Source organism: Streptomyces bambusae (assembly GCF_019400985.1).
GTDB classification, from domain to species: domain Bacteria; phylum Actinomycetota; class Actinomycetes; order Streptomycetales; family Streptomycetaceae; genus Streptomyces; species Streptomyces bambusae_A.
Genome location: NZ_WTFF01000080.1, coordinates 1 through 25414 on the forward strand (window position 1 = coordinate 1; position 25414 = coordinate 25414).

The following is a 25414-nucleotide window of genomic DNA, read 5'->3' on the forward strand; positions in this document are numbered from 1 at the left end:
GCCGCGGCCAGGGCCAGCAGCAGCGCGACGCCGGCCCGCAGGACGACTTCGACGACGAGGGCGGCCGCCGTGGCCGGCGCGGCCGCTACCGCGACCGCCGTGGCCGTCGCGGCCGCGAGGAGTTCGGCGCCGGCGAGCCGCAGGTCGCCGACGACGACGTGCTGATCCCCGTCGCGGGCATCCTCGACATCCTCGACAACTACGCGTTCATCCGGACCTCCGGCTACCTGCCCGGCCCGAACGACGTGTACGTCTCCCTCGCCCAGGTCCGCAAGAACGGCCTGCGCAAGGGCGACCACGTCACCGGTGCCGTGCGCCAGCCCAAGGAAGGCGAGCGCCGCGAGAAGTTCAACGCGCTGGTGCGCCTGGACTCGGTCAACGGCATGGCCCCCGAATCGGGCCGCGGCCGCCCCGAGTTCAACAAGCTCACCCCGCTCTACCCGCAGGACCGGCTCCGCCTGGAGACCGACCCGGGCGTGCTGACCACCCGCATCATCGACCTCGTGTCGCCGATCGGTAAGGGCCAGCGCGGTCTGATCGTGGCCCCGCCGAAGACCGGTAAGACCATGATCATGCAGGCGATCGCCAACGCGATCACGCACAACAACCCCGAGTGCCACCTGATGGTCGTCCTGGTCGACGAGCGTCCGGAAGAGGTCACCGACATGCAGCGGTCGGTCAAGGGCGAGGTCATCTCCTCGACCTTCGACCGCCCGGCCGAGGACCACACCACCGTTGCCGAGCTCGCCATCGAGCGCGCCAAGCGCCTCGTCGAGCTGGGCCACGACGTGGTCGTCCTGCTGGACTCCATCACCCGTCTGGGCCGCGCGTACAACCTCGCGGCGCCCGCCTCCGGCCGCATCCTGTCCGGTGGTGTCGACTCGACCGCGCTCTACCCGCCGAAGCGCTTCTTCGGTGCCGCGCGCAACATCGAGGACGGCGGCTCGCTGACCATCCTGGCCACCGCGCTGGTCGAGACCGGCTCGCGCATGGACGAGGTGATCTTCGAGGAGTTCAAGGGCACCGGCAACATGGAGCTCAAGCTCGACCGGAAGCTCGCCGACAAGCGCATCTTCCCGGCCGTCGACGTCGACCCGTCGGGCACCCGCAAGGAGGAGATCCTCCTCAACAGCGAGGAGCTCAACATCGTCTGGAAGCTGCGCCGGGTGCTGCACGCGCTCGACTCGCAGCAGGCCATCGAGCTGCTGCTCGACAAGATGAAGCAGACGAAGTCGAACGCCGAGTTCCTGATGCAGATCGCCAAGACGACCCCGTCGGCCGTCAACAACGACTGATCGAGAACAACTGGTCGAGGACTCGCGCACGACGGCCCCGCGCCGTACGCAGGACCGCCCCCGCCGCACCCGCGCCGGGGGCGGTCCTGCGTCGGTGAACCGGCGTGGCACGCGCCGTTGATCGAGGTCACACGGGGCGGAAGGAACCTTTGCCCGGTTCCCGCCGTCTGTGACTGGGGGCGACCGACGGGACGAGGAGACCATGAGCGAGGACAGCACGGGCGGCCGGACCGGCGGGCGCGCCGCGAGCCGGCGCCGCCGCAAGCCCAAGCGCAGGGCCGTACGGATCGTGGCCTGGACGGCGGCCGGGGTGGTGGTCCTGGGCGGGGCGGGGCTCGGGTACTTCTATGTGAAGTTCAACGGCAACCTCAAGAGCGTCGACATCGACGCGGCCCTGGGCAAGGACCGGCCGCAGAACATCGACAACGGCTCCATGGACATCCTCGTCCTCGGCTCCGACTCGCGCAGCGGCGCCAACGGCGAGTACGGCCAGGACGACGGCGGCTCGGCCCGCTCGGACACCGCGATGATCGTCCACCTGTACGAGGGCCACAAGTCCGCCAGCATCGTCTCCATACCCCGGGACACCCTGGTCACCCGGCCCGCGTGCCAGATGCCGAACGGCAAGACGAACCCCGGCGGACCGCGCCAGATGTTCAACGAGTCCTTCACCATCGGTGGCGCCGCCTGCGCGGTCAAGACCGTCGAGAAGATGTCGGGGATCCGCATGGACCACTACATCGAGGTCGACTTCACGGGCTTCAAGAAGATCGTCGACAGGCTCGGCGGCGTCGAGGTCACCACCTCCAAGCCGATCAAGGACTCCGGCAGCCACCTCGACCTCCCCGCGGGCACGCACAGACTCAACGGAGAGCAGTCCCTGGGGCTCGTCCGGACCCGCAAGTCCATCGGCGACGGCAGCGACCTCGGCCGAATACAGGTCCAGCAGGCCTTCATCAAGGCGCTGATCAAGCAGGTCAAGGGCATCGGGCTGTTCGACGACCCCAAGCGGCTGCTCGACCTCGCCGACACCTCGACCAAGGCGATCACCACCGACAGCAAGCTGGGCGACGTGAAATCGCTCATGGGTTTCGCCGCAGGCCTCCAGGGGATCGACTCCTCGAACATGCACATGATCACGCTGCCGGTGGGCGCCGACCGGATCGACCCGGACCGCGTCGCCCCGCTCCAGAAGGAGACGCAGCTGGTCTGGGACGCGCTGCTCAAGGACCAGCCCGTCCCGGCGGCCGCCACCGAGAAGTCCGCCGGCGACAAGGGCGACACCGGCTCCCTGGTGCGGTAGCCGGGCATCGGCCGGGCCCGCGGAGCAGATACGGAATGCCCGCGCAGCGGACGGCGGAATAGATGTCCGCCCCACCCCGTTGAGGGAGGCGTCCTCGAATTTTGTCAGGCGGGCCGGTCCTGGCAGACTGGTACGTCGGCCCCGGTTCACGCATGGTGCAAATCCGCACCAGCGACCCGGCGCCCTCCCGAAACTAGGAGACACCTTGAAGCGCGAGATCCACCCCGAGTACGTCGAGACCCAGGTCAGCTGCACCTGCGGCGCGTCGTTCACCACCCGTAGCACCCTGACCGAGGGCACCATCCGTGCCGAGGTCTGCTCCGAGTGCCACCCGTTCTACACGGGCAAGCAGAAGATCCTCGACACCGGTGGCCGCGTGGCCCGCTTCGAGGCCCGCTTCGGCAAGGCTGCCGGCTCCGCCAAGAAGTAGCGAGCCACGGCGCCGGTCGTCGGCCGCCCCTGTCCACTCGGGGGCGGCCGGACCGGCGCCTTTGTCGTCCCGCAGTCATTGTCCGATCTTTCACCCCAGGAGCCCCCGATGTTCGAGGCGGTCGAGGAACTGGTCGGCGAGCACGCCGACCTCGAGAAGAAGCTCGCCGACCCTTCGGTCCACTCCGATCAGGCCAACGCGCGCAAGCTCAACAAGCGCTACGCGGAGCTGACCCCGATCATCGCCACCTTCCGGGCGTGGAAGCAGTCGGCCGAGGACATCGAGACCGCCAAGGAGCTGGCGGCCGACGACCCCGACTTCGCCGCCGAGGTCAAGGAACTCTCCGCCCAGCGCGAGGAGCTCACCGAGAAGCTGCGGCTGCTGCTGGTCCCGCGCGACCCCAGCGACGACAAGGACGTCCTGCTGGAGATCAAGGCGGGCGCGGGCGGCGACGAGTCCGCGCTGTTTGCCGGCGACCTGCTGCGCATGTACCTGCGCTACGCCGAGCGCATCGGCTGGAAGACCGAGATCATCGACTCCACGGAGTCCGAGCTGGGCGGCTACAAGGACGTCCAGGTCGCCGTGAAGACCAAGGGCGGCAACGGCGCGACCGAGCCCGGCCAGGGCGTCTGGGCCCGCCTGAAGTACGAGGGCGGCGTGCACCGCGTGCAGCGCGTGCCGGCCACCGAGTCGCAGGGCCGCATCCACACCTCCGCCGCCGGCGTGCTCGTCACCCCGGAGGCCGAGGAGGTCGAGGTCGAGATCAACCCGAACGACCTGCGGATCGACGTCTACCGCTCGTCCGGCCCCGGCGGCCAGTCCGTCAACACCACCGACTCGGCCGTGCGCATCACGCACATCCCGACCGGTGTGGTCGCCTCCTGCCAGAACGAGAAGAGCCAGCTCCAGAACAAGGAGCAGGCCATGCGCATCCTCCGTTCGCGCCTGCTGGCCGCCGCCCAGGAGGCCGCCGAGCAGGAGGCCGCGGACGCGCGCCGCAGCCAGGTGCGCACCGTGGACCGCTCCGAGAAGATCCGTACGTACAACTTCCCGGAGAACCGGATCTCGGACCACCGGGTCGGCTTCAAGGCGTACAACCTGGACCAGGTGCTCGACGGCGAGCTCGACGCGGTCATCCAGGCGTGCGTCGACGCCGACTCCGCCGCCAAGCTCGCGGCCGCGCAGTAACGGCGGCCGCGCCGCCCGGCGCGGCCCGACGCAGTCATACCCCGTACGACCCTCGGTGGAGGAAGCGTGAACCTGCTGCTCGCGGAGGTGGCCCAGGCCACCCAGCGGCTGGCCGCCGCCGGCGTGCCCTCACCGCGCTTCGACGCGGAGGAGCTCGCGGCCTTCGTGCACGGCGTGAAGCGGGGCGAGCTCCACACCGTCAAGGACGCCGACTTCGACGCCCGCTACTGGGAGGCCGTCGCGCGTCGCGAGGCGCGTGAGCCGCTCCAGCACATCACCGGACGGGCCTTCTTCCGCTACCTGGAGCTCCAGGTGGGGCCCGGTGTCTTCGTGCCGCGGCCGGAGACCGAGTCGGTGGTCGACTGGGCCATACAGGCCGTACGCGCCATGGACGTGGTCGAGCCGCTGATCGTGGACCTGTGCACCGGCTCCGGCGCCATCGCGCTCGCCATGGCCCAGGAGGTGCCGCGCTCGCGCGTGCACGCCGTGGAGCTGTCCGAGGAGGCGCTGCGCTGGACGCGCAAGAACGCCGAGGGCTCGCGGGTCACCGTCCACCAGGGCGACGCGCTGACCGCGCTGCCGGAGCTGGACGGCCAGGTCGACCTGGTCATCTCCAACCCGCCGTACATCCCGCTCACCGAGTGGGAGTACGTCGCTCCGGAGGCCCGGGACCACGACCCGGAGATGGCGCTGTTCTCCGGCGAGGACGGCCTCGACACCATCCGGGGCATCGAGCGGACCGCGCACCGGCTGCTGCGGCCCGGCGGCGTCGTGGTAGTGGAGCACGCGGACACGCAGGGCGGCCAGGTGCCGTGGATCTTCGCCGAGGAGCTGGGCTGGGCGGACGCCGCCGACCACCCCGACCTCAACAACCGGCCCCGGTTCGCGACGGCCCGCAAGGCGATGCCGTGACCGGCACGACCCTTCCCGCCACGAACCTTCCCGCCACGACCCTTCCCGCCGCGACCGCGACTGCGACCGCGACGACGACCGCGACCCGCGTGGCCGGTACGACGACCGACGCCCCGACCCACTCCGAGGAGGCCCGCTGATGGCCCGGCGATACGACTGCAACGACGCGACGGACCGCGCGACGGGCCTGCGCGAAGCGGCATCGGCCGTCCGCCGCGGCGAGCTGGTCGTCCTGCCGACCGACACGCTGTACGGGATCGGCGCCGACGCCTTCAGCGGGGAGGCCGTCGGTGACCTGCTGGCCGCCAAGGGCCGCGCCCGCAACATGCCCACGCCCGTGCTCATCGGCTCCCCGAACACCCTGCACGGCCTGGTCACGGACTTCTCCGAGCAGGCGTGGGAGCTCGTCGACGCCTTCTGGCCGGGCGCGCTCACGCTCGTCGCCCGGCACCAGCCCTCGCTCGCGTGGGACCTGGGCGAGACCCGCGGCACGGTGGCCGTGCGGATGCCGCTGCACCCCGTCGCGATCGAGCTGCTGACCGAGGTCGGGCCCATGGCCGTGTCCTCGGCGAACCTGTCGGGCCACCCGGCGCCGGAGGACTGCGACGCGGCCCGCGCGATGCTCGGCGACTCCGTCTCGGTCTACCTGGATGCCGGCCCGACGCCGGGCATCCAGCCGTCCTCGATCGTCGACGTGACCGGAAAGGTTCCCGTGCTGCTCCGCGAGGGCGCGCTCACGGCCGACCAGCTGCGGGAGGCCGTACCCGACCTCGAGGTGGCCCCGTGAGCCCTGAGGGGCGTGGCATAGCAAGGGCACACCTCCCGGCCGGGGCAGGTGGCGAGGCCTTCCGCATCCTCCACGTCAGCACCGGCAACGTGTGCCGCTCGCCCATCACCGAGCGGCTGACCCGGCATGCCCTGGCCCACCGGCTGGGCGTCACGGCCGCGCCGGAGCTCATCGTCGAGAGCGCCGGCACGTGGGGCCACGAGGGCGCGCCGATGGAGGCGAACGCCGCGGCCGTCCTGGCGGACTTCGGCGCGGACGCCTCCGGCTTCACCGGCCGCGAGCTGCTCGACGAGCACGTCATACGCGCCGACCTGGTCCTGACCGCGACCCGCGACCACCGGGCCCAGGTCATCTCGATGGGCCACTCGGCGGGCCTGCGCACCTTCACGCTGAAGGAGTTCACCCGCCTGGTGCGGGCCATAGACCCCGCGACGCTGCCGCCGCTGGACGACGGTGTGGCCGAGCGGGCGCGTGCGCTGGTGCGGGCGGCGGCGGCGCTGCGGGGCTGGCTGCTGGCTCCTGACGCCGATGCGGACGAGGTCTATGACCCGTACGGGGCGCCGATCACCTTCTTCCGGTCGATCGGCGAGGAGATCCACCAGGCCTTGGACCCGGTCGTCACGGCCCTGACGGGCGTCGCGGCGAACCGCTGACCGCTGCGCGGGGCCTTTCCCCACCCCGCCCCTTCCCGTAACTGGGGCTCCGCCCCAGACCCCGTTCCGTGCGCTCCGCGCCCGGTGCGCTCAAACTCCCCCAGACTCCGTCCGGGGGGACCCCCAGCGGGCTGGATTTGGGCGGAGGCCCGCTTGGCGGCCTACAGTGGCGGTACTGGTATCCCCACTGCGCGGGAGTCGCGCCATGACCGTTGTCACCGAGCTCGCGGAGCCGCTGCTGCGGCGGCAGGACCCGCAGATGGCCGACGTCCTCGCGGGGGAGGCGCAGCGGCAGGCCACCTCCTTGCAGCTCATCGCCGCCGAGAACTTCACCTCGCCGGCCGTGCTGGCCGCCCTCGGCTCCGTCCTCGCCAACAAGTACGCCGAGGGCTACCCCGGCGCCCGGTACCACGGCGGCTGCGAGTACGCCGACCTCGCCGAGGGGATCGCCGCGGAGCGGGCCCGGGCGCTGTTCGGGGCCGAGCACGCCAACGTCCAGCCGCATTCCGGTTCCGCCGCCGTGCTGGCCGCGTACGCCGCGCTGCTGCGCCCCGGGGACACGGTGCTGGCCATGGGGCTGGCGTACGGCGGGCATCTGACACATGGCTCCCCTGCGAACTTCTCCGGGCGCTGGTTCGATTTCGTCGGGTACGGGGTGGATGCCGAGACCGGACTCATCGACTACCAGCAGGTCCAGCAGCTGGCCCGTACCCACCGGCCGAAGGCCATCGTCTGCGGCTCGATCTCCTATCCGCGCCACCCGGAGTATTCCGCTTTCCGGGAGGTCGCCGACGAGGTGGGCGCGTATCTCATCGCCGACGCCGCGCATCCCATCGGCCTGGTGGCCGGTGGCGCGGCGCCCAGCCCGCTGCCGTACGCCGACGTCGTGTGCGCCACCACGCACAAGGTGCTGCGCGGTCCGCGTGGCGGCATGATCCTGTGCGGCGCCGAGCTCGCCGAGCGGATCGACCGCGCGGTGTTCCCGTTCACGCAGGGCGGCGCCCAGATGCACACCATCGCGGCGAAGGCCGTCGCCTTCGGGGAGGCCGCGACGCCGGCCTTCGCCACGTACGCCCACCGGGTCGTGGCCAACGCACGGGTGCTCGCCGACGCCCTCGCCGAGCGGGGCTTCGCCGTGACCACGGGCGGCACCGACACCCACCTGATCACCGCCGACCCCGCCCCGCTCGGCGTGGACGGACCGACCGCCCGCGGCCGGCTCGGGGCGGCCGGGCTGGTGCTGGACACCTGCGCCCTGCCGTACGGCGACCAGCGCGGCATCCGGCTCGGCACGGCCGCGGTGACGACCCAGGGGATGGGGGCGCCGGAGATGGGCCGGATCGCCGCGCTGTTCACCGCCGCGCTGACCGGGGACGCCGCACAGACCCGTATGGAGGTCTCCGCACTGGCGCAGGAATTTCCCCCGTACGGGGTGCAATAAGGGCAAGAGGTGCGTACCGCAACCGGGGGCCGGGACCCGCGCGTCCTCTCCCATGGCGACATCGCAGCTAATGTGTGGGGCTGAGATGGCCGGCGATACATCTGGGGCAGCCCGTGCGTGAATACCTGCTGACGCTGTGCGTCACGGTTGCGGTGACCTACCTGCTGACCGGGCCGGTGCGGAAGTTCGCCATCGCGGCCGGTGCGATGCCGGAGATCCGCGCCCGCGACGTGCACCGCGAGCCCACACCGCGGCTCGGCGGCATCGCCATGTTCGGCGGCCTGTGCGCCGGCCTGCTGGTCGCCGACCACCTGCACAACCTCGACGGCGTCTTCGAGCTCTCCAACGAGCCCCGGGCGCTGCTCTCCGGCGCCGCCCTGATCTGGCTGATCGGCGTGCTCGACGACAAGTTCGAGATCGACGCCCTGATCAAGCTCGGCGCCCAGATGATCTCCGCCGGTGTGATGGTCATGCAGGGTCTGACCATCCTGTGGATCCCGGTCCCCGGCATCGGCACGGTCCTGCTCACCCAGTGGCAGGGCAACCTGCTCACGGTCGCACTCGTCGTGATCACCATCAACGCGGTGAACTTCGTCGACGGCCTCGACGGCCTCGCGGCCGGCATGGTCTGCATCGCCTCCGCCGCGTTCTTCATGTACTCGTACCGGATCTGGTACGGCTACGGCATCGAGGCCGCCGCCCCAGCCACCCTCTTCGCGGCCATCCTGATGGGCATGTGCCTGGGCTTCCTGCCGCACAACATGCATCCGGCCAGGATCTTCATGGGCGACTCCGGCTCGATGCTGATCGGCCTGGTGCTGGCGGCCGCCGCCATCTCCATCACCGGCCAGGTGGACCCCGACGCCCTGGCGCTGTTCGCCGGCGGTGAGCGCAACGCGACGCACGCGATGTTCCCGGTCTTCATCCCCTTGGTGCTGCCGCTGACGATCATCGCGCTGCCGATGGCGGACCTCGTCCTGGCCATCGTGCGGCGCACCTGGAACGGCCAGTCGCCGTTCGCGGCCGACCGCGGGCACCTGCACCACCGGCTGCTGGAGATCGGCCACTCGCACAGCCGGGCCGTGCTGATCATGTACTTCTGGTCGGCGCTGATCGCCTTCGGGACGGTCGCCTACTCGGTGAACTCCGCCTCGATGTGGATCGTGCTGGCGATCGTCGCGCTCAGCGCGCTCGGCCTCGTCCTGCTCCTCCTGCCGCGCTTCACGCCGCGTGCGCCGCGCTGGGCCGAGGGTCTGGTGCCGCCGCGCTACCGGCACGCCGCGCGGGCCGCCGAGGCCGCCGCGGAGGCCGCTGCCCGGGACGCCTCGGGGCGCGAACCGGAATCGGGGCGCGAACCGGAACCGGTCGGCGCCCTCGCCGACGCGCGTCCCCGGGCGGCCGGAGTGTCCGGCGTCAACGGAGCGACCGCCCTCGGTGCCCATTCGCGCCCCTCGGAGCGGCGAAAGGCTGAATCGGCGCGCTGACGATTGGGACGCCGCGGTCCATTAGCAGACAAAGCGGCGTCCTGTCGTGCACACACGGGCGGGTTAGCTCTCATGTGTGACAGTCGGCACACCCCGCAGGTAAAGCTCTCATCAAATAGTTTGTGATACCGTTCACTAAACCCGGCGACAGAGCCGAAGGACCGTAGTGCGACGGTCCCTTGGCCCGAGGTTCTCTCTCGGACCGGGATTACGCTCGTCCTGTAACGAGTCCCGTGTCCCCACCATCAAAAGCGGAGCCTGCGCCATGCGGTCTGATGACGCCCGATCCCTTCTGCACGCCGCCGTGCCCACCGTTGCCGTCGGCGCCGTCGCCGCGATCATCAGCGGTGTCGTCGCGGGTGGCAAGGGAGCCGTCGGGTCGATCGTCGCGACGCTCGTGGTCGTGCTCTTCATGGGCGTCGGACTCGTCGTCCTGCAGCGCACGGCGAGGTCTCTGCCGCATCTGTTCCAGATGATGGGGCTGATGCTCTACGCAGCCCAGATCCTGCTGCTCTTCATCTTCGTCGCCGCGTTCAAGAACACCACGCTGTTCAACCCCAAGGCCTTCGCGATCACGCTCGTCGTCACCACCCTCGTGTGGATCGGCGCGCAGACGCGTGCCCACATGAAGGCCAAGATCCTTTACGTCGAACCGGACTCGATGAAGGGCGACAAGCCCGAAAACTCGGGGCCGAAGCCGTGAGGGGTAGGGCCGGGATAAGCGAGCGTTCGAGATCCTGCTATCGTCCGGTGCCGAGTGCGGCACTAAGGGCGCGGGCTTCCGAGCTGACGCCTGATCCATCGCGAGGCTCGATGCCTGCCCGCCGCCCGATCATCCGTAACACCAGTCCAGTGCCGAACCGCGGCTGCGCGCCGCGCCGACACAACGAGGTTGCCGTACCTATGCGCCACGCTGAAGGAGCCCGCGGTGAGTGCTGCTGACATGACGCTCGCCTTCGAGATCGACTGTCATTTCGAAGATGGCACTGGCTGCGGGTTCCCGGGGCCGACCCTGTACTCGTTCCTGTTCAAGCCGATGTTCGGCAACGACGACGTGTACTTCAACAAGACGATGCTCCTGGCCCTGCTGGGCTCGATCATCATCGTCGGCTTCTTCTGGGCCGCCTTCCGGAAGCCCAAGGTGGTTCCGGGCAAGCTCCAGATGGTCGCCGAGTCGGGCTACGACTTCGTCCGCCGCGGCATCGTCTACGAGACGCTCGGCAAGAAGGAAGGCGAGAAGTACGTCCCCTTCATGGTGGCGCTGTTCTTCTTCGTCTGGATCATGAACCTCTGGTCCATCGTGCCGCTGGCCCAGTTCCCGGTGACCGCGATCATCGCGTACCCGGCCGGTCTGGCCGCGATCGTCTACGTCATGTGGATGTCGGTGACCTTCAAGCGCCACGGCTTCGTGGGCGGCTTCAAGAACATCACGGGCTACGACAAGTCCCTCGGCCCGATCCTGCCGATGGTCATGGTGATCGAGTTCTTCTCGAACGTCATCGTCCGCCCCTTCACCCACGCGGTCCGACTGTTCGCGAACATGTTCGCCGGCCACACCCTGCTGCTGCTCTTCACGATCGCCAGCTGGTACCTGCTGAACGGCATCGGTATCGCCTACGCGGGTGTCTCCTTCGTGATGGTCGTCGTGATGACCGCGTTCGAGCTCTTCATCCAGGCCGTCCAGGCGTACGTCTTCGTCCTCCTGGCCTGCAGCTTCCTCCAGGGCGCGCTCGCCGAGCACCACTGATCGCCCACCTCCAAGCCCCATTCGTCCGGTGGCCAACCCCCACCGGATCCGTGAAAGAGAAGGAATAACGGCATGTCCAACGTGCTCGCTGCCACTGAGATCACCGGCTCCCTCAGCTCCATCGGTTACGGTCTCGCGGCCATCGGCCCGGGCGTCGGCGTCGGCATCATCTTCGGTAACGGCACCCAGGCGCTCGCCCGTCAGCCCGAGGCTGCCGGCCTGATCCGCGCCAACCAGATCCTTGGCTTCGCCTTCTGTGAGGCGCTCGCCCTCATCGGTCTGGTCATGCCGTTCGTCTACTAAGACGAGCTTCACGACTAGTCCGATCCGACGAAAGGCACTGATGTGAACCTCCTGGTTCTCGCGGCCGAGGAGCCTCAGAATCCCCTCATCCCGCCGCTCCCCGAGCTGGTCATCGGTCTGATCGCCTTCGTCATCGTCTTCGGCTTCCTCGCCAAGAAGCTCCTCCCGAACATCAACAAGGTTCTGGACGAGCGCCGCGAGGCCATCGAAGGCGGTATCGAGAAGGCGGAAGCCGCTCAGACCGAGGCCCAGAGCGTGCTGGAGCAGTACAAGGCCCAGCTCGCCGAGGCCCGGCATGAGGCCGCTCGCCTGCGCCAGGAAGCGCTGGAGCAGGGCACTGCGCTCAAGGAAGAACTGCGCGCAGAGGGCCAGCGGCAGCGTGAGGAGATCATCGCTGCCGGCCACGCCCAGATCGAGGCCGACCGCAAGGCCGCCTCGCAGGCGCTGCGCCAGGACGTGGGCAAGCTCGCCACCGACCTGGCCGGCAAGCTCGTCGGCGAGTCCCTCGAGGACCACGCCCGGCAGAGCCGCACGATCGACCGGTTCCTCGACGAGCTCGAGGCGAAGGCCGAGGCCGCCCGATGAACGGAGCGAGCCGCGAGGCGCTGCACGCCGCGCGCGAGCGCCTCGACGCGCTGACGGACAACACGTCCGTCGACGCGTCGAAGCTCGCCGGCGAGCTGGCCGCCGTCACCGCGCTGCTCGACCGCGAGGTCTCGCTGCGTCGGGTCCTCACCGACCCGGCGCAGTCCGGCGAGGCCAAGGCCGAGCTCGCCGAGCGCCTGCTCGGCGGCCAGGTCGGCGGGGAGACCCTCGACCTGCTGTCCGGCATGGTCCGGTCCCGCTGGTCGCGCTCGCGCGACCTGGTGGACTCGCTGGAGCAGCTGGCGGACACCGCCGACCTCTCGGCGGCCCAGCAGGCCGGCGACCTCGACAACGTCGAGGACGAGGTGTTCCGGTTCGGCCGGATCGTCGCCTCCAGCGCCGACCTGCGCGCCGCGCTGACCGACCGCACGGCGACCACCGCCGCCAAGAGCGAGCTGCTGCGCAGCCTGCTCGGCGGCAAGGCCCACGCCGCGACCGAGCGTCTGGTCACCCGGCTGGTCACCGCTCCGCGGGGACGTAGCCTGGAAGCGGGACTGGAGTCCCTTTCCAAGCTCGCCGCCGAGCGCCGTGACCGCATGGTCGCCACCGTGACCACCGCGGTCCCGCTCAGCGACGCGCAGAAGCAGCGTCTCGGCGCGGTGCTGGCCAAGCTGTACGGCCGGCAGATGCACCTGAACCTGGACGTGGACCCCGCGGTCCTCGGCGGGATCACCGTGCGTGTCGGCGACGAGGTCATCGACGGCACCATCGCGGAGCGCCTCGCCGAGGCGGCCCGCCGCATGGCGCGCTGACCGAGCCACCAACTCAAGAAGAAGCATTTCCAGCGGCCCGGTTGGGCCGTGCAGAACTTGCAGAAGATTCCTGGGGGTCGCCCCCAGACCCCTATGAAGCTTCAGGCCCAACAAGGAGAGCAGGGAACCCAGATGGCGGAGCTCACGATCCGGCCGGAGGAGATCCGGGACGCGCTGGAGAACTTTGTCCAGTCGTACAAGCCGGACGCGGCCTCGCGCGAGGAGGTCGGGACGGTCAGCGGTGCCGGCGACGGCATCGCGAAGGTGGAGGGCCTGCCCTCGACCATGGCGAACGAGCTGCTGAAGTTCGAGGACGGCACCCTCGGCCTCGCCCTCAACCTCGAGGACCGCGAGATCGGTGCGATCGTCCTCGGCGAGTTCAGCGGCATCGAGGAGGGCCAGCCGGTGCAGCGCACCGGTGAGGTTCTCTCCGTCGGCGTCGGTGAGGGCTACCTCGGCCGCGTTGTCGACCCGCTCGGCAACCCGATCGACGGCCTCGGCGAGATCGCGACCGAGGGCCGCCGCGCCCTCGAGCTGCAGGCCCCGGGCGTCATGCAGCGCAAGTCCGTGCACGAGCCCATGGAGACGGGCTACAAGGCCGTCGACGCCATGACGCCGGTCGGCCGCGGCCAGCGTCAGCTGATCATCGGTGACCGCCAGACCGGCAAGACCGCCCTGGCCGTCGACACGATCATCAACCAGCGCGACAACTGGCGCTCGGGCGACGTCAACAAGCAGGTCCGCTGCATCTACGTCGCCATCGGCCAGAAGGGCTCCACCATCGCTTCCGTGCGCGCCGCGCTGGAAGAGGCGGGTGCCCTGGAGTACACGACCATCGTCGCCGCCCCGGCGTCGGACCCGGCCGGCTTCAAGTACCTGGCGCCGTACACCGGTTCCGCCATCGGCCAGCACTGGATGTACCAGGGCAAGCACGTCCTGATCGTCTTCGACGACCTGTCGAAGCAGGCCGACGCCTACCGCGCCGTGTCCCTGCTGCTGCGCCGCCCGCCGGGCCGTGAGGCCTACCCGGGTGACGTCTTCTACCTGCACTCGCGTCTGCTGGAGCGCTGCGCCAAGCTCTCCGACGACATGGGCGCCGGCTCGATGACCGGTCTGCCGATCGTCGAGACCAAGGCCAACGACGTCTCGGCGTTCATCCCGACCAACGTCATCTCCATCACCGACGGCCAGTGCTTCCTGGAGTCCGACCTGTTCAACGCCGGCCAGCGTCCGGCCCTGAACGTCGGTATCTCGGTCTCCCGTGTCGGTGGCTCCGCCCAGCACCCGGCCATCAAGCAGATCTCCGGCCGCCTGCGCGTGGACCTCGCCCAGTACCGCGAGCTGGAGGCGTTCGCCGCCTTCGGTTCCGACCTGGACGCCGCGTCGAAGTCCTCGCTGGAGCGCGGCAAGCGCATGGTCGAGCTGCTCAAGCAGGGCCAGTACGAGCCGATGCCGGTCCAGGAGCAGGTCGTCTCCATCTGGGCGGGCACCACCGGCAAGATGGACGACGTCCCGGTCGCGGACATCCGCCGCTTCGAGTCCGAGCTGCTGGAGTACATGCGGATGAACCGCAAGGAGCTCCTCACCTCGATCCGCGAGGGCAAGAAGATGTCCGACGACACCCTGCAGTCCGTCGCCGACGCGATCGCCGACTTCAAGAAGCAGTTCGAGACCTCGGACGGCAAGCTTCTGGGCGAAGACGCGCCGGTCGGCAAGTAACGACGGAAGGGACCTGACTCATGGGAGCCCAGCTCCGGGTCTACAAGCGTCGCATCCGATCCGTTACCGCGACCAAGAAGATCACCAAGGCGATGGAGATGATCGCCGCCTCGCGCATCGTCAAGGCGCAGCGCCAGGTGGCGGCCTCCACGCCGTACGCGACCGAGCTCACCCGCGCGGTGACCGCGGTGGCAACCGGCTCCAACACCAAGCACCCGCTCACCACCGAGGCTGCCGCCCCGGCGCGCGCGGCCGTGCTGCTGCTCACGAGCGACCGCGGTCTGGCCGGCGGCTACTCGTCCAACGCCATCAAGGCGGCGGACCGGCTGACCGAGCGGCTGCGCGGCGAGGGCAAGGAGGTCGACACGTACATCGTCGGCCGCAAGGGTGTCGCCTACTACAGCTTCCGTGAGCGCAAGGTCGCGGACAGCTGGACCGGCTTCACCGACAGCCCGAGCTACGCCAACGCCAAGGCCGTGGCCGCACCGCTCATCGAGGCCGTCACCAAGGAGACGGCCGAGGGCGGCGTGGACGAGCTGCACATCGTCTACACGGAGTTCGTGTCGATGATGACGCAGAACGCGGTGGACAACCGGATGCTGCCGCTCAGCCTTGAGCAGGCTCAGGAGGAGACGGCCGGCAAGGGCGAGATCCTGCCGCTGTTCGACTTCGAGCCGTCGGCGGAGGACGTCCTCGACGCCCTGCTGCCGCGCTACGTCGAGAGCCGCGTCTACAACGCGCTGCTGCAGGCCGCTGCTTCCGAGCACGCTGCCCGCCGCCGCGCGATGAAGTCGGCGACCGACAACGCCGGTGAGCTGATCACCAGCCTCACCCGGCTTGCCAACGCGGCCCGCCAGGCCGAAATCACCCAGGAAATCAGCGAGATCGTCGGTGGCTCCGCAGCCCTGGCCGACGCGAACGCGGGGAGTGACAAGTAATGACGACCTCTGTTGAGACGGCCGCCGCGACCGGCCGCGTCGCGCGGGTCATCGGCCCGGTCGTCGACGTGGAGTTCCCCGTCGACGCCATGCCGGAGATCTACAACGCGCTGAACGTCCAGGTTGCCGACCCGGCCGAGGAGGGTGCTCTCAAGACGCTGACCCTCGAGGTCGCGCAGCACCTCGGTGACGGCATGGTCCGCACCATCTCCATGCAGCCGACCGACGGTCTGGTCCGCCAGGCCGCGGTGACCGACACCGGCAAGGGCATCACCGTGCCCGTCGGTGACGTCACCAAGGGCAAGGTGTTCAACACCCTGGGCCGCGTCCTGAACGAGGACGAGTCCACGGTCGCGAACGCCGAGCGCTGGGCGATCCACCGCAAGGCCCCGGCCTTCGACCAGCTCGAGTCGAAGACCGAGATGTTCGAGACCGGCCTGAAGGTCGTCGACCTTCTCACCCCGTACGTCAAGGGTGGAAAGATCGGTCTGTTCGGTGGTGCCGGTGTCGGCAAGACCGTTCTGATCCAGGAAATGATCATGCGTGTGGCGAAGCTGCACGAGGGCGTTTCCGTCTTCGCGGGTGTCGGTGAGCGCACCCGTGAGGGCAACGACCTCATGGTCGAGATGGAGGAGGCCGGCGTTCTCGACAAGACCGCGCTGGTCTTCGGCCAGATGGACGAGCCCCCGGGCACCCGTCTGCGCGTGGCCCTGGCCGGTCTGACCATGGCGGAGTACTTCCGCGATGTGCAGAAGCAGGACGTGCTGTTCTTCATCGACAACATCTTCCGCTTCACCCAGGCCGGTTCCGAGGTCTCGACCCTGCTCGGCCGCATGCCGTCCGCGGTGGGTTACCAGCCGAACCTGGCCGACGAGATGGGTCTCCTCCAGGAGCGCATCACCTCGACCCGCGGTCACTCGATCACCTCCATGCAGGCGATCTACGTCCCCGCGGACGACCTGACCGACCCGGCGCCGGCCACCACCTTCGCCCACCTCGACGCGACGACGGTTCTGTCCCGTCCGATCTCCGAGAAGGGCATCTACCCGGCCGTGGACCCGCTGGACTCCTCGTCCCGCATCCTCGACCCGCGGTACATCGCGAAGGACCACTACGAGGCCGCGACCCGCGTCAAGGGGATCCTGCAGAAGTACAAGGACCTCCAGGACATCATCGCGATCCTCGGTATCGACGAGCTCGGCGAGGAGGACAAGCTCGTTGTCCACCGCGCCCGCCGTGTCGAGCGCTTCCTGTCCCAGAACACCCACGCGGCGAAGCAGTTCACCGGCGTGGACGGTTCGGACGTTCCGCTCGACGAGTCGATCGCCGCGTTCAACGCGATCTGCGACGGTGAGTTCGACCACTTCCCGGAGCAGGCCTTCTTCATGTGCGGTGGCCTTGAGGACCTGAAGAAGAACGCCAAGGAGCTGGGCGTCTCCTGATCCGGGGCGCTCCTCGTGAGCGCCGTCGGCTCGAAGTCCCGCGGCTGACGCCGGCAGGGCCTTCACCGGAGAGGGGCGGGCGCGTCCCGTCCCTCTCCCCACGCCCATTAGAATTTGACCCAACACCCGGCGGATGTGCCGGGTGGTGACCCGAGGAGCCAACCTTGGCTGCTGAGCTGCACGTCGAGCTCGTCGCGGCGGACCGGAGTGTCTGGTCCGGCGAGGCCACCCTGGTCGTCGCGCGCACCACGTCCGGCGACATCGGCGTCATGCCCGGTCACCAGCCGCTTCTCGGTGTGCTGGAATCGGGCCCGGTGACCATCCGTACCAGCGAGGGCGGCACGGTCGTCGCCGCGGTGCACGGCGGTTTCATCTCGTTCGCGGACGACAAGCTGTCGCTGCTGGCCGAGATCGCCGAGCTCGCGGACGAGATCGACGTCCAGCGGGCGGAGCGGGCGCTGGAGCGCGCCAAGGCGGCCGCCGACGCGGCGTCCGAGCGGCGCGCCGAAGTCCGGCTGCGCGCGGTCGCGGGGCACTGAGCCCCGTAGCCGACGAGAGCTTTACCCCTCAGCCGCGGTCCGAGCCGGAATTTTCCGGAGCGGGTCGCGGCTGAGGCGATGCAGGTGCGGTGTGCGTTGTGCTGTATTCGTTGCTGTGACGTGGATGAGCGAGGAGGTCGGTGAAGATGCTCCTCGCTCTGCTTGTGAGCGGCCTGGTCGTCGCCCTGGTGGTGATCGGCCTCTTCGTGTTCGGGCTGCGCCGGCGGCTGATCCAGCGCTCCGGCGGTACGTTCGACTGCTCCCTGCGCTGGGGCGTGGCCGAGGCCCCCGACCTGTCCGGCAAGGGCTGGGTGTACGGGGTCGCCCGCTACGGCGGTGACCGCGTCGAGTGGTTCCGCGTCTTCAGCTACTCGCACCGGCCGCGCCGGCTGCTGGAGCGGAGCTCCATCGAGGTGGTGGCCCGCCGTGCCCCGGAGGGCGAGGAGGAGCTGGCGCTGCTGTCCGACGCCGTCGTGCTCGGCTGTCTCCACGAGGGGACGCGCCTGGAGCTGGCGATGAGCGAGGACGCGCTGACGGGCTTCCTGGCCTGGCTGGAGGCGGCGCCTCCCGGGCAGAGGGTGAACGTCGCCTAGAAGGGCGCAGCGGACATGAGGAAGCCGGGGTGACGGGGCGGACCGTCACCCCGGCTTCGTTCGCGGAGCCGGGAGTTCCCGTGCGTGGGGTCAGCGCAGCCCGGTGTGGATCGCGTTCGCGAGCTCACCGTTCGCGGTGTCGCCGCTGAACTCCCAGAAGAAGGCTCCCCTGAGCCCCTGGTTCCTGGCCCAGGTCATCTTCCCGGCGATGGTCGCGGGAGTGTCGTAGCTCCACCAGTTGCTGCCGCACTTGGCGTAGGCGGTGCCGGCGATCGTGCCGGTGGCCGGGCAGCTGCCCTTGAGCACCTTGTAGTCCTCGATGCCCTGCTCGTACGTGCCCTGCGCCGGGCCCGTCGCGGTGCCGCCGGGCGCGGCCTGGGTGACGCCGGTCCAGCCGCGGCCGTAGAAGCCGATGCCCAGGTTGAGCTTGGATCCGGGGACGCCCTTGCCCTTGAGCTTGGTGATCGCGGCCTCGGAGTTGAAGCCCTCCTGCGGGATGCCGGCGTAGGAGGTGAGCGGGGAGTGCGGGGCGGTCGGGCCCTGGGCCGCCCAGGCGCCGAAGAAGTCGTAGGTCATGACGTTGTAGAAGTCGACGTACGCGGCGGCGCCCGCGTAGTCGGCGGCGTCGAGCTTGCCGCCGTTGGAGCCGTCGGCGGAGATCGCCGCGGTGACCAGGTTGTTCGAGCCGAACTTGGCCCGCATGGCCTGCATCATGTTGCGGAAGGCGGCGGCCCCCGAGGTGTCGCAGCTCAGGCCGCAGGCGTTGGGGTACTCCCAGTCCAGGTCGATGCCGTCGAAGACGTCGGCCCAGCGCGGGTCCTCGACCAGGTCGTAGCAGGACTGGGCGAAGGCGGCCGGGTTCGCCGCGGCCTGGCCGAAGCCGCCGGACCAGGTCCAGCCGCCGAAGGACCACAGGACCTTGATGTTCGGGTACTGCTTCTTCAGCTTGCGCAGCTGGTTGAAGTTGCCGCGCAGCGGCTGGTCCCAGGTGTCGGCGACGCCGTCGACGCTCTGGTCGGCGGTGTAGGCCTTGTCGTAGTCGGCGTAGGCGTCGCCGATGGTGCACCGGCCGCCCTGGACGTTGCCGAAGGCGTAGTTGATGTGGGTGATCTTGCTCGCGGAGCCCGAGGTGACCAGGTTCTTCACGTGGTAGTTGCGCCCGTAGACGCCCCACTCGGTGAAGTAGCCGAGCTTGACCTTGCCGCCCGGGTCCGGCGGGACGGTGCCGCCGGTGGTGGTGACGGTGGTGCTGCCGGAGGAGGGGCCGGTCTGGTCGGCGGTGTCCCGGGCGGTGACGCTGTAGGTGTACGTCGTGCCCTTGGTCAGGCCGGAGTCGGCGTACGAGGTGCCGGTGACGGTCGCGACCTTGGCGGAGCCGCGGTAGACGTCGTAGTTCTTGACGCCCTTGTCGTCGGTGGCCGCGGCCCAGCTCAGGGTCAGCGACGTGTCGCCGACGTTGCTCGCGGTGGGGGCGCCGGGGGCCGAGGGCGGGTTGTCGCCGGGCTGGCTGCCGCCGTCGCAGGAGGCGCCGTTGATCTTGCAGCCGGTGGGGGAGCCGGGGCCGGAGCCGTTGTAGCCGAAGCTGACGCTGGCGCCCGGGGCGAGGGTGCCGTTCCAGCCGACGTTCTTGGCCGTCCAGTGGGTGCCGGAGCTGGTGACGGTGGCGTCCCAGGCGGAGGTCACCCGGGTGCCGGTGGGGTAGTCCCACTCGACGGTCCAGCTGCTGATGGACGTGGTGCCGGTGTTCTTCACCGTCCACTTGCCCTCGAAGCCGGTGCCCCAGTCGGAGACCTTGGTGTACGTCGCGGTGGCGGAGGTGGCGGCCTCGGCGGGGCCGGCCAGTGCCACCAGCCCGGCGACGGGCAGGGCGAGGGCCGCCACGACGGCCGCCACCCTTCTGAAGAAGCGCGTGCGTTGCGGGGGTGCTGTGCTCAAGGGTGCTCCTTACGTAGGTCCGTCGCGGCCGGGGGCCGACTGCGACATGGGGGTGGGACCTGCGCCGCCCGTGAGCACGCTTGTCATGGCACGCTCACCACAGTATGGCGGTGAGCGTAGAAAGGTCTGGACCAACCGTCAAGAGGTCCAGACCTTCCCCGCCGGTTACCGGTACGCCCGCCCCTCAGAGCCCCAACTCCTGGGCCAGCACGGCCGCCTGGACCCGGCTGCGCAGCTCCAGCTTCCCCAGCAGCCGGCTGACGTGCGTCTTCACCGTCGCCTCGGCCATCTCCAGCCGGACGGCGATCTCCGCGTTCGACAGCCCCTCGCCCAGGCACCCGAGCACCTCCCGCTCCCGCCGGGTCAGCGAGGCCAGCGCCTCGGCCCGCTCCGGCGGGGGCGCCGGCCGGGCCGCCCGCGGCACGGCGAACTCCGCGATCAGCCGCCGGGTCACCGCCGGGGCGATCAGGCCCTCCCCGCGCGCCACCGTCCGGACCGCCTTGATCAGCTCCCCCGCCTCCGCGTTCTTCAGCAGGAACCCGGCCGCGCCCGCGCGCAGCGCCCCGAAGACGTACTCGTCATGGTCGAAGGTGGTCAGCACCAGCACGTCGGCGAGCCCCTCGGCGACCACCTGCCGGGTGGCCGAGACCCCGTCCAGCTTCGGCATCTGCACATCCATCAGGACCAGGTCCGGTGCCAGCTCGCGGGCCCGCTGCACCGCCTCCTCGCCGTCCGCGGCCTCCCCGACCACCTCGATGTCGCCCGCACTGCGCAGGATCAGCACCAGCCCGGCCCGTACCGCCGACTGGTCCTCGGCCACCAGCACCTTGATCACCATGCGTTCGCCGCCTTCTCCTCCGCGGGCAGTACCGCCCGCACCCGCCACCACGTGCCCTGCGCCGCCGCCCGGAACTCCCCGCCGAGCAGTTCGGTGCGCTCCCGCATCCCCACCAGTCCCGACCCCGACCCCGGTGCGCGCGGCCCCGGCCGCTCCCCGTACGGCGAGTCGACGGCCACGGTCAGCAGGCCGTCGCTGCGGCCCACGCGCACGGTGACGGTACCGGGCGCCGCGTGCTTGATCGCGTTGGTCAGCGACTCCTGCACGATCCGGTACGCCGCCAGCTCCACCGGAGCCGGCAGCGCCTCGCCCGGGGGCCGGGCGTCCTCCAGCACGAAGTCCAGGCCGCTGGCGGAGCCGTTGGTGCGCGCCTGCTCCAGCAGGCTGCCCAGGCCGTCGAGGGACGGCACGGCGACCGGCTCCTCGTCGGCGGCCGTCTCCCGCAGCAGACCGATCAGCCGGCGCATCTCCGCCAGCCCCTGGACGCTGTTCTCCCGGATCACCCCGAGGGCCTCGCGGCTGGTCTCGGCGGAGTCGATGGAGAGCGCGGCGGTGGAGTGGATGGCGATGGCCGACAGGTGGTTGGCGACCATGTCGTGCAGCTCCCGGGCCATCCGGGCGCGCTCGGCGACCACCGCCTGGCTGCGGTCCATCTCCGCCAGCAGCGCGGTCTGCTCCGCCCGCAGCCGGGCGGCCTCGGCCGCCTCGCGGTGGTTGCGCAAGGTGGCCCCGGTCAGCGCCGGGCCGAAGCTGACGATGCCCGTGATCACGCCGATGAGCAGCGCCTGCGGGGTCTGCAGCCAGGCCACGGCGGTCACCGTGACGGCCACCGTGATCAGACCGGTGCTGATCGGCAGCCGCCGGGCCAGCGCCGGGGGACCGTAGACCACGGCGGCGTACATCAGGTCGGTGAAGATCAGGACGGAGCCCAGGTTGCCGACCGTGAACTGGTCCGCGACCACGGCCGCGGTGCCGATGACCAGATTGATGTTGGGACGGGAGCGGCGCATCAGCTCCAGCGCACCGAGCACACCGAGCGGCACCAGGGCGGCCCAGTCGGGCAGGAGGTGCCGGCTGCCGTTGGAATGCACCCCGAGGCTCCACAGGGCGAGCCCGAGGAACAGGCTGGCCGCGCAGAGGATCACGTCGTCGCGATGGGGGCGGGAGAAGGTCACGGACCCATCCAACACGGTGCGCCGGACGGGGGCCTCGGCGCAGCAGCCGATTCGCGAGTACATCGAAGGATGCAGTCGAGGTTCGTCGTCGCAGACGACGAACCCCGGCCCGGCGGCAGGGAGGCTGTGAGGGAGTCGAAAAGGAGATTCCCGTGATCGTCACCCTGGTCATCGCCTGCGAGGTCGGATTCTGGCTGCTGCTGGCCGGCGGCCTGGCCCTGCGCTACGTCGCCCGGAAACCGCGGCTGGGGGCGGCGGTCCTGCTGTGCGAGCCGCTCCTGGAGCTGGTCCTGCTCGTCGTCACGGCGGTCGACATCAGATACGGCGCGAAGCCGGACTGGATGCACGGCCTGGCCGCGCTCTACCTCGGCTACACCGTCGCCTACGGCCGCTACACCATCGCCTGGCTCGACAAGCACGCCGCGTACCGCTTCGGCGGCGGCCCCAAGCCGCCGGGCGCCGGCTACGGCAAGGCGCGCACCGTCCACGAGTGGAAGCTGTGGCTGCGCACGGTGCTCGCCGCGGCCGTCGCCATCGGCCTGCTCCAGGGCGCCATCTGGTACGTCGGCGACGACGGCGACGTCAGCCGGCTGGAGATGATGCGCTACATCGCCCTGCGGGTGGTCGGCGGTCACGCGATCGCCTGCGTCTGCTACACGATCTGGCCGAAGAAGGCCCCCGAGGGCGAGACCGAGGCTGGTCTTGAGGGGAAGACGGCCGACCCCGCTGGCCGGCCGGCCGCCTGAGCGGCCCGGGGAGCGCTGGTGCCGTGACCGGGACCGTTCAGCGCTCCCCGCCCGGGATCGTTCAGCGTTCCCCGCCCGGCACCCACAGCACGTCCCCGACCTCCTTGTTGGCCGTACGGGCCAGGATGAACAGGAGGTCGGAGAGGCGGTTGAGGTAGGTGGCGGTCAGCGGGTTCATCGTGTCGCCGTGCACCTCCAGCGCCGCCCATGTGGAGCGCTCGGCGCGCCGCACCACCGTGCAGGCCTGGTGCAGCAGCGCCGCTCCGGGGGCGCCGCCGGGCAGGATGAAGCTGCGCAGCTTCTCCAGCTCCGCGTTGAAGCGGTCGCAGTCCGCCTCCAGCTTGTCGACGTAGAACTGCTCCACCCGCAGCGGCGGGTACTCGGGGTTCTCCACCACCGGGGTGCACAGGTCCGCGCCGACGTCGAACAGGTCGTTCTGCACCCGGACCAGGACCTTGACCACGTCCTCGGACAGCGCGCCCAGCGCGACGGCCGTGCCGATCGCCGCGTTGGCCTCGTTGGCGTCGGCGTACGCCGAGATCCGCAGGTCCGTCTTGGCGGTCCGGCTCATGTCGCCGAGGGCGGTCGTGCCCTTGTCACCGGTGCGGGTGTAGATGCGCGTGAGGTTCACCATGCCGCCAGCGTAGTGCGGCCCAACTCGGCGGCCCCGGTGGAGAGCTGGGCCGTCCCGGTGTGATGTCCGTCATCTGAGACGTGACGCGTGTTACTTCCCGGTCACACGACCCCTCGCGGGCGCTAGTCTCCGCCGGAGGGCCACGAGACGGGCCCGTATTCGAGAACGTGGGGTGTGCAGTGGCTGGGAAGCTCGCGGTCATCGGCGCCGGACTCATGGGGTCCGGCATCGCTCAGGTCTCCGCTCAGGCGGGCTGGGACGTCGTCCTGCGCGATGTCACCGATGCCGCGCTGACGCGCGGTACCGACGGGATCAAGGCTTCGTACGACAAGTTCGTCTCCAAGGGCAAGCTCGCCGCCGAGGACGCCGAGGCGGCGCTCGCGCGGATCACCACGACCACCGACCTCGACGCGGTCGCCGACGCGGACATCGTGGTCGAGGCCGTCTTCGAGAAGCTGGAGGTCAAGCACGAGATCTTCCGCGCCCTCGACAAGCTGGTCCGCGAGGACACGGTCCTCGCCTCCAACACCTCCGCCATCCCGATCACCAAGATCGCGGCCGTGACGGAGCGCCCCGAGCGGGTCGTGGGCGCCCACTTCTTCTCGCCGGTCCCGATGATGCAGCTCTGCGAGCTGGTCCGCGGCTACAAGACCAGCGACGAGACCCTCGCCACCGCCCGCGCGTTCGCCGAGTCCGTCGGCAAGACCTGCATCGTCGTCAACCGCGACGTGGCCGGCTTCGTCACCACCCGGCTGATCGCGGCGCTCGTCGTCGAGGCGACCAAGCTGTACGAATCGGGCGTGGCGTCCGCCGAGGACATCGACATCGCGTGCAAGCTGGGATTCGGGCACGCGATGGGACCGCTGGCGACCGCCGACCTGACGGGCGTCGACATCCTGATGCACGCCACGAGCAACATCTACACCGAGTCGCAGGACGAGAAGTTCGCGCCGCCGGAGCTCATGCGCCGGATGGTGGATGCGGGCGACTTCGGCCGCAAGAGCGGCCAGGGCTTCTACAAGCACTAGGGCTTCCACAAGCACTGAGGGAGCACGCCGCACCGTTCGAATGCCTTCACCCCCCGGGGTGAATTAGGTATCGGTTCGCTCACGGTCGGCAACTTCACCGCCCACGGGGCAGTCAGTTGGGTTGAGAGTTGCCGACCACACGCACACACGCGTAACGCAGTACTGCCGGGGAGCACACATGCACATCAGGGGCGACCACGCCGAACTCGCAGTCGGGGGCCGCCTCGACGTGCGCAGCGCGGCTGACGCCCGTACCGCCCTCCACGCCGCCCTCGACGACGGCGCCGGAGACCTCGTGCTCGACCTCACCGGGCTCGACTCCTGGGACGCGACCGGGCTCGGCGTGATCATGGGAGCGCACCGGCGGGCCGGGCGGACCGGGCGGCGGCTGGTGCTGCGCGGGGTGCCGCCGCAGATGCAGCGGCTCCTCGTCGCCACCCGGCTGCACCGGATCCTGGCCATCGAGGGCGGCCTGGAGGCGGAACGTCTCCCTGCCCTCTAGCAGGCGAGTTGTAACGGTCCGGTGGTGATGGCACCCCTGCCGTTTCCGCCGGTACGGGGCACCGTCTAGGGTTCGGGCCGAACCGGACCAGTAGCTACCGCGGCGTGTGCGAAGGCCGGAGAAGGACAACGGCGAGCACGAACGCGATTGGGGCACTGGCGCATGGACCGCACCACTCAGGGGCAGACCGGGCCGCAGGAGCAGCCCGAAGCTGCGGGCACCCCGGGACCTGCCGCGCGGGTGGTGCGGCTGACGACCGGGGAGTACACGGTCACCGTCAACCCGGTCGACGGCAGCGAGATCGAGGCCCGGCGCCCCGGTGACGGCAGCGACCGCCGGCCGGACCGGCGCGACGCGGCCTCCCGGGCCGAGCACGCCACCGCAG

Annotated in this window: 28 protein-coding genes; 24 read left to right on the top strand and 4 right to left on the bottom strand. The window is 70.2% G+C overall.

The genetic code is table 11. The annotated features are described in order from the left end of the window. The 20 genes from rho to GPJ59_RS13880 form a co-directional block, all read left to right on the top strand. Positions 1-1295 (top strand): transcription termination factor Rho (gene rho / locus GPJ59_RS13785; RefSeq protein ID WP_219667390.1); only part of this gene is annotated, 1295 nt, incomplete at its 5' end. A gap of 202 nt (positions 1296-1497) precedes the next feature. Further along, positions 1498-2598 carry an LCP family protein gene (locus tag GPJ59_RS13790; RefSeq protein ID WP_219667391.1) on the top strand — a complete coding sequence of 367 codons (1101 nt, stop codon included), beginning with the start codon at positions 1498-1500 and terminating at the stop codon, positions 2596-2598. Positions 2599-2803: 205 nt separating this feature from the next. Next, entirely contained in the window at positions 2804-3028 is a 225-nt protein-coding gene (gene rpmE / locus GPJ59_RS13795; RefSeq protein ID WP_030761597.1) for a 50S ribosomal protein L31, read from the top strand. A 108-nt stretch (positions 3029-3136) separates the two neighbouring features. After that, complete coding sequence (gene prfA / locus GPJ59_RS13800; protein ID WP_219667392.1) at positions 3137-4216, top strand: peptide chain release factor 1; 1080 nt, start codon at positions 3137-3139, stop codon at positions 4214-4216. A 66-nt stretch (positions 4217-4282) separates the two neighbouring features. Continuing rightward, positions 4283-5128, top strand: coding sequence for a peptide chain release factor N(5)-glutamine methyltransferase (gene prmC / locus GPJ59_RS13805; protein ID WP_219667393.1), 846 nt, complete (start codon positions 4283-4285; stop codon positions 5126-5128). Further along, positions 5125-5268: a hypothetical protein gene (locus GPJ59_RS13810; RefSeq protein ID WP_219667394.1), complete on the top strand. Its 144-nt coding sequence runs from the start codon at positions 5125-5127 to the stop codon at positions 5266-5268. Before prmC ends, GPJ59_RS13810 begins: the two co-directional genes overlap by 4 nt. Continuing rightward, a complete protein-coding gene (locus GPJ59_RS13815) occupies positions 5268-5915 on the top strand; it encodes an L-threonylcarbamoyladenylate synthase (RefSeq protein WP_219667395.1) in 648 nt (215 codons plus the stop codon). Before GPJ59_RS13810 ends, GPJ59_RS13815 begins: the two co-directional genes overlap by 1 nt. Then, the gene (locus tag GPJ59_RS13820; protein WP_219667396.1) at positions 5912-6568 is read left to right on the top strand and encodes an arsenate reductase/protein-tyrosine-phosphatase family protein; all 657 of its coding nucleotides are present in this window, start codon (positions 5912-5914) and stop codon (positions 6566-6568) included. The genes GPJ59_RS13815 and GPJ59_RS13820 overlap by 4 nt, the downstream gene beginning before the upstream one ends. 205 nt (positions 6569-6773) lie before the next feature. Beyond that, positions 6774-8009 (top strand): serine hydroxymethyltransferase, encoded by a 1236-nt coding sequence (gene glyA / locus GPJ59_RS13825; protein ID WP_219667397.1) that lies wholly within the window; start codon positions 6774-6776, stop codon positions 8007-8009. 101 nt (positions 8010-8110) lie between these two features. After that, entirely contained in the window at positions 8111-9493 is a 1383-nt protein-coding gene (locus GPJ59_RS13830) for an MraY family glycosyltransferase (protein ID WP_219667413.1), read from the top strand. Positions 9494-9758: 265 nt separating this feature from the next. Beyond that, positions 9759-10196, top strand: a complete 438-nt coding sequence (locus GPJ59_RS13835) for a hypothetical protein (protein WP_219667398.1) — start codon at positions 9759-9761, stop codon at positions 10194-10196. Between the two features lie 240 nt (positions 10197-10436). Then, a complete protein-coding gene (gene atpB / locus GPJ59_RS13840) occupies positions 10437-11240 on the top strand; it encodes a F0F1 ATP synthase subunit A (protein WP_219667414.1) in 804 nt (267 codons plus the stop codon). A gap of 72 nt (positions 11241-11312) precedes the next feature. Next, a complete protein-coding gene (atpE, locus tag GPJ59_RS13845; protein WP_125645699.1) occupies positions 11313-11543 on the top strand; it encodes an ATP synthase F0 subunit C in 231 nt (76 codons plus the stop codon). 42 nt (positions 11544-11585) lie between these two features. Continuing rightward, positions 11586-12128 carry a F0F1 ATP synthase subunit B gene (locus GPJ59_RS13850; protein ID WP_219667399.1) on the top strand — a complete coding sequence of 181 codons (543 nt, stop codon included), beginning with the start codon at positions 11586-11588 and terminating at the stop codon, positions 12126-12128. Next, positions 12125-12940, top strand: a complete 816-nt coding sequence (locus tag GPJ59_RS13855; protein ID WP_219667400.1) for a F0F1 ATP synthase subunit delta — start codon at positions 12125-12127, stop codon at positions 12938-12940. The genes GPJ59_RS13850 and GPJ59_RS13855 overlap by 4 nt, the downstream gene beginning before the upstream one ends. A 132-nt stretch (positions 12941-13072) precedes the next feature. After that, positions 13073-14659: a F0F1 ATP synthase subunit alpha gene (atpA, locus tag GPJ59_RS13860; protein WP_219667401.1), complete on the top strand. Its 1587-nt coding sequence runs from the start codon at positions 13073-13075 to the stop codon at positions 14657-14659. 20 nt (positions 14660-14679) lie between these two features. Beyond that, a complete protein-coding gene (locus GPJ59_RS13865; protein WP_219667402.1) occupies positions 14680-15597 on the top strand; it encodes a F0F1 ATP synthase subunit gamma in 918 nt (305 codons plus the stop codon). Beyond that, positions 15597-17039 (top strand): F0F1 ATP synthase subunit beta, encoded by a 1443-nt coding sequence (gene atpD, locus GPJ59_RS13870; RefSeq protein ID WP_219667403.1) that lies wholly within the window; start codon positions 15597-15599, stop codon positions 17037-17039. The genes GPJ59_RS13865 and atpD overlap by 1 nt, the downstream gene beginning before the upstream one ends. A 164-nt stretch (positions 17040-17203) precedes the next feature. Beyond that, on the top strand, positions 17204-17578 hold the full coding sequence (locus tag GPJ59_RS13875) for a F0F1 ATP synthase subunit epsilon (RefSeq protein ID WP_219667404.1): 375 nt from the start codon (positions 17204-17206) through the stop codon (positions 17576-17578). Between the two features lie 146 nt (positions 17579-17724). Then, complete coding sequence (locus GPJ59_RS13880; RefSeq protein WP_219667405.1) at positions 17725-18171, top strand: DUF2550 domain-containing protein; 447 nt, start codon at positions 17725-17727, stop codon at positions 18169-18171. A 90-nt stretch (positions 18172-18261) separates the two neighbouring features. Here the strand turns inward: GPJ59_RS13880 and GPJ59_RS13885 are convergent, their stop codons facing one another. The 3 genes from GPJ59_RS13885 to GPJ59_RS13895 all read right to left on the bottom strand — a co-directional run bounded on the left by GPJ59_RS13885 (position 18262) and on the right by GPJ59_RS13895 (position 22119). Beyond that, positions 18262-20106, bottom strand: a complete 1845-nt coding sequence (locus tag GPJ59_RS13885; RefSeq protein ID WP_219667406.1) for a glycoside hydrolase family 18 chitinase — start codon at positions 20104-20106, stop codon at positions 18262-18264. A 184-nt stretch (positions 20107-20290) separates the two neighbouring features. Then, positions 20291-20944 (bottom strand): response regulator, encoded by a 654-nt coding sequence (locus GPJ59_RS13890; RefSeq protein ID WP_258024354.1) that lies wholly within the window; start codon positions 20942-20944, stop codon positions 20291-20293. Next, positions 20938-22119: a sensor histidine kinase gene (locus GPJ59_RS13895; protein WP_308120284.1), complete on the bottom strand. Its 1182-nt coding sequence runs from the start codon at positions 22117-22119 to the stop codon at positions 20938-20940. The genes GPJ59_RS13890 and GPJ59_RS13895 overlap by 7 nt, the downstream gene beginning before the upstream one ends. Positions 22120-22271: 152 nt before the next feature. On the opposite strand from GPJ59_RS13895, the gene GPJ59_RS13900 reads away from it, so the two are divergent. After that, the gene (locus tag GPJ59_RS13900) at positions 22272-22865 is read left to right on the top strand and encodes a hypothetical protein (RefSeq protein WP_219667408.1); all 594 of its coding nucleotides are present in this window, start codon (positions 22272-22274) and stop codon (positions 22863-22865) included. Positions 22866-22926: 61 nt separating this feature from the next. On the opposite strand, the gene GPJ59_RS13905 is transcribed toward GPJ59_RS13900, so the two are convergent. After that, positions 22927-23499, bottom strand: a complete 573-nt coding sequence (locus tag GPJ59_RS13905) for a cob(I)yrinic acid a,c-diamide adenosyltransferase (protein WP_219667409.1) — start codon at positions 23497-23499, stop codon at positions 22927-22929. 179 nt (positions 23500-23678) lie between these two features. Between GPJ59_RS13905 and GPJ59_RS13910 the strand changes: the two genes are divergently transcribed. From GPJ59_RS13910 to GPJ59_RS13920, 3 genes are all read left to right on the top strand, one after another. Further along, the gene (locus GPJ59_RS13910; protein WP_219667410.1) at positions 23679-24527 is read left to right on the top strand and encodes a 3-hydroxyacyl-CoA dehydrogenase family protein; all 849 of its coding nucleotides are present in this window, start codon (positions 23679-23681) and stop codon (positions 24525-24527) included. A 178-nt stretch (positions 24528-24705) separates the two neighbouring features. Beyond that, on the top strand, positions 24706-25029 hold the full coding sequence (locus GPJ59_RS13915; RefSeq protein ID WP_219667411.1) for an STAS domain-containing protein: 324 nt from the start codon (positions 24706-24708) through the stop codon (positions 25027-25029). Positions 25030-25191: 162 nt separating this feature from the next. Next, positions 25192-25414, top strand: a 223-nt coding sequence (locus GPJ59_RS13920) for a hypothetical protein (protein WP_219667412.1), incomplete at its 3' end; no start/stop codon positions are given.

What these genes read in the sequence shown, in the direction of transcription:
- glyA (WP_219667397.1), top strand. Translation starts at nt 6,774, where the DNA reads ATGACCGTTGTCACCGAGCTCGCGGAGCCGCTGCTGCGGCGGCAGGAC.
- GPJ59_RS13855 (WP_219667400.1), top strand. Translation starts at nt 12,125, where the DNA reads ATGAACGGAGCGAGCCGCGAGGCGCTGCACGCCGCGCGCGAGCGCCTC.
- atpA (WP_219667401.1), top strand. Translation starts at nt 13,073, where the DNA reads ATGGCGGAGCTCACGATCCGGCCGGAGGAGATCCGGGACGCGCTGGAG.
- GPJ59_RS13815 (WP_219667395.1), top strand. Translation starts at nt 5,268, where the DNA reads ATGGCCCGGCGATACGACTGCAACGACGCGACGGACCGCGCGACGGGC.
- GPJ59_RS13905 (WP_219667409.1), bottom strand. Translation starts at nt 23,499, where the DNA reads ATGGTGAACCTCACGCGCATCTACACCCGCACCGGTGACAAGGGCACG.
- atpE (WP_125645699.1), top strand. Translation starts at nt 11,313, where the DNA reads ATGTCCAACGTGCTCGCTGCCACTGAGATCACCGGCTCCCTCAGCTCC.
- GPJ59_RS13880 (WP_219667405.1), top strand. Translation starts at nt 17,725, where the DNA reads ATGCTCCTCGCTCTGCTTGTGAGCGGCCTGGTCGTCGCCCTGGTGGTG.
- GPJ59_RS13790 (WP_219667391.1), top strand. Translation starts at nt 1,498, where the DNA reads ATGAGCGAGGACAGCACGGGCGGCCGGACCGGCGGGCGCGCCGCGAGC.
- GPJ59_RS13865 (WP_219667402.1), top strand. Translation starts at nt 14,680, where the DNA reads ATGGGAGCCCAGCTCCGGGTCTACAAGCGTCGCATCCGATCCGTTACC.
- prfA (WP_219667392.1), top strand. Translation starts at nt 3,137, where the DNA reads ATGTTCGAGGCGGTCGAGGAACTGGTCGGCGAGCACGCCGACCTCGAG.
- atpD (WP_219667403.1), top strand. Translation starts at nt 15,597, where the DNA reads ATGACGACCTCTGTTGAGACGGCCGCCGCGACCGGCCGCGTCGCGCGG.
- GPJ59_RS13890 (WP_258024354.1), bottom strand. Translation starts at nt 20,944, where the DNA reads ATGGTGATCAAGGTGCTGGTGGCCGAGGACCAGTCGGCGGTACGGGCC.
- GPJ59_RS13915 (WP_219667411.1), top strand. Translation starts at nt 24,706, where the DNA reads ATGCACATCAGGGGCGACCACGCCGAACTCGCAGTCGGGGGCCGCCTC.
- GPJ59_RS13835 (WP_219667398.1), top strand. Translation starts at nt 9,759, where the DNA reads ATGCGGTCTGATGACGCCCGATCCCTTCTGCACGCCGCCGTGCCCACC.
- atpB (WP_219667414.1), top strand. Translation starts at nt 10,437, where the DNA reads ATGACGCTCGCCTTCGAGATCGACTGTCATTTCGAAGATGGCACTGGC.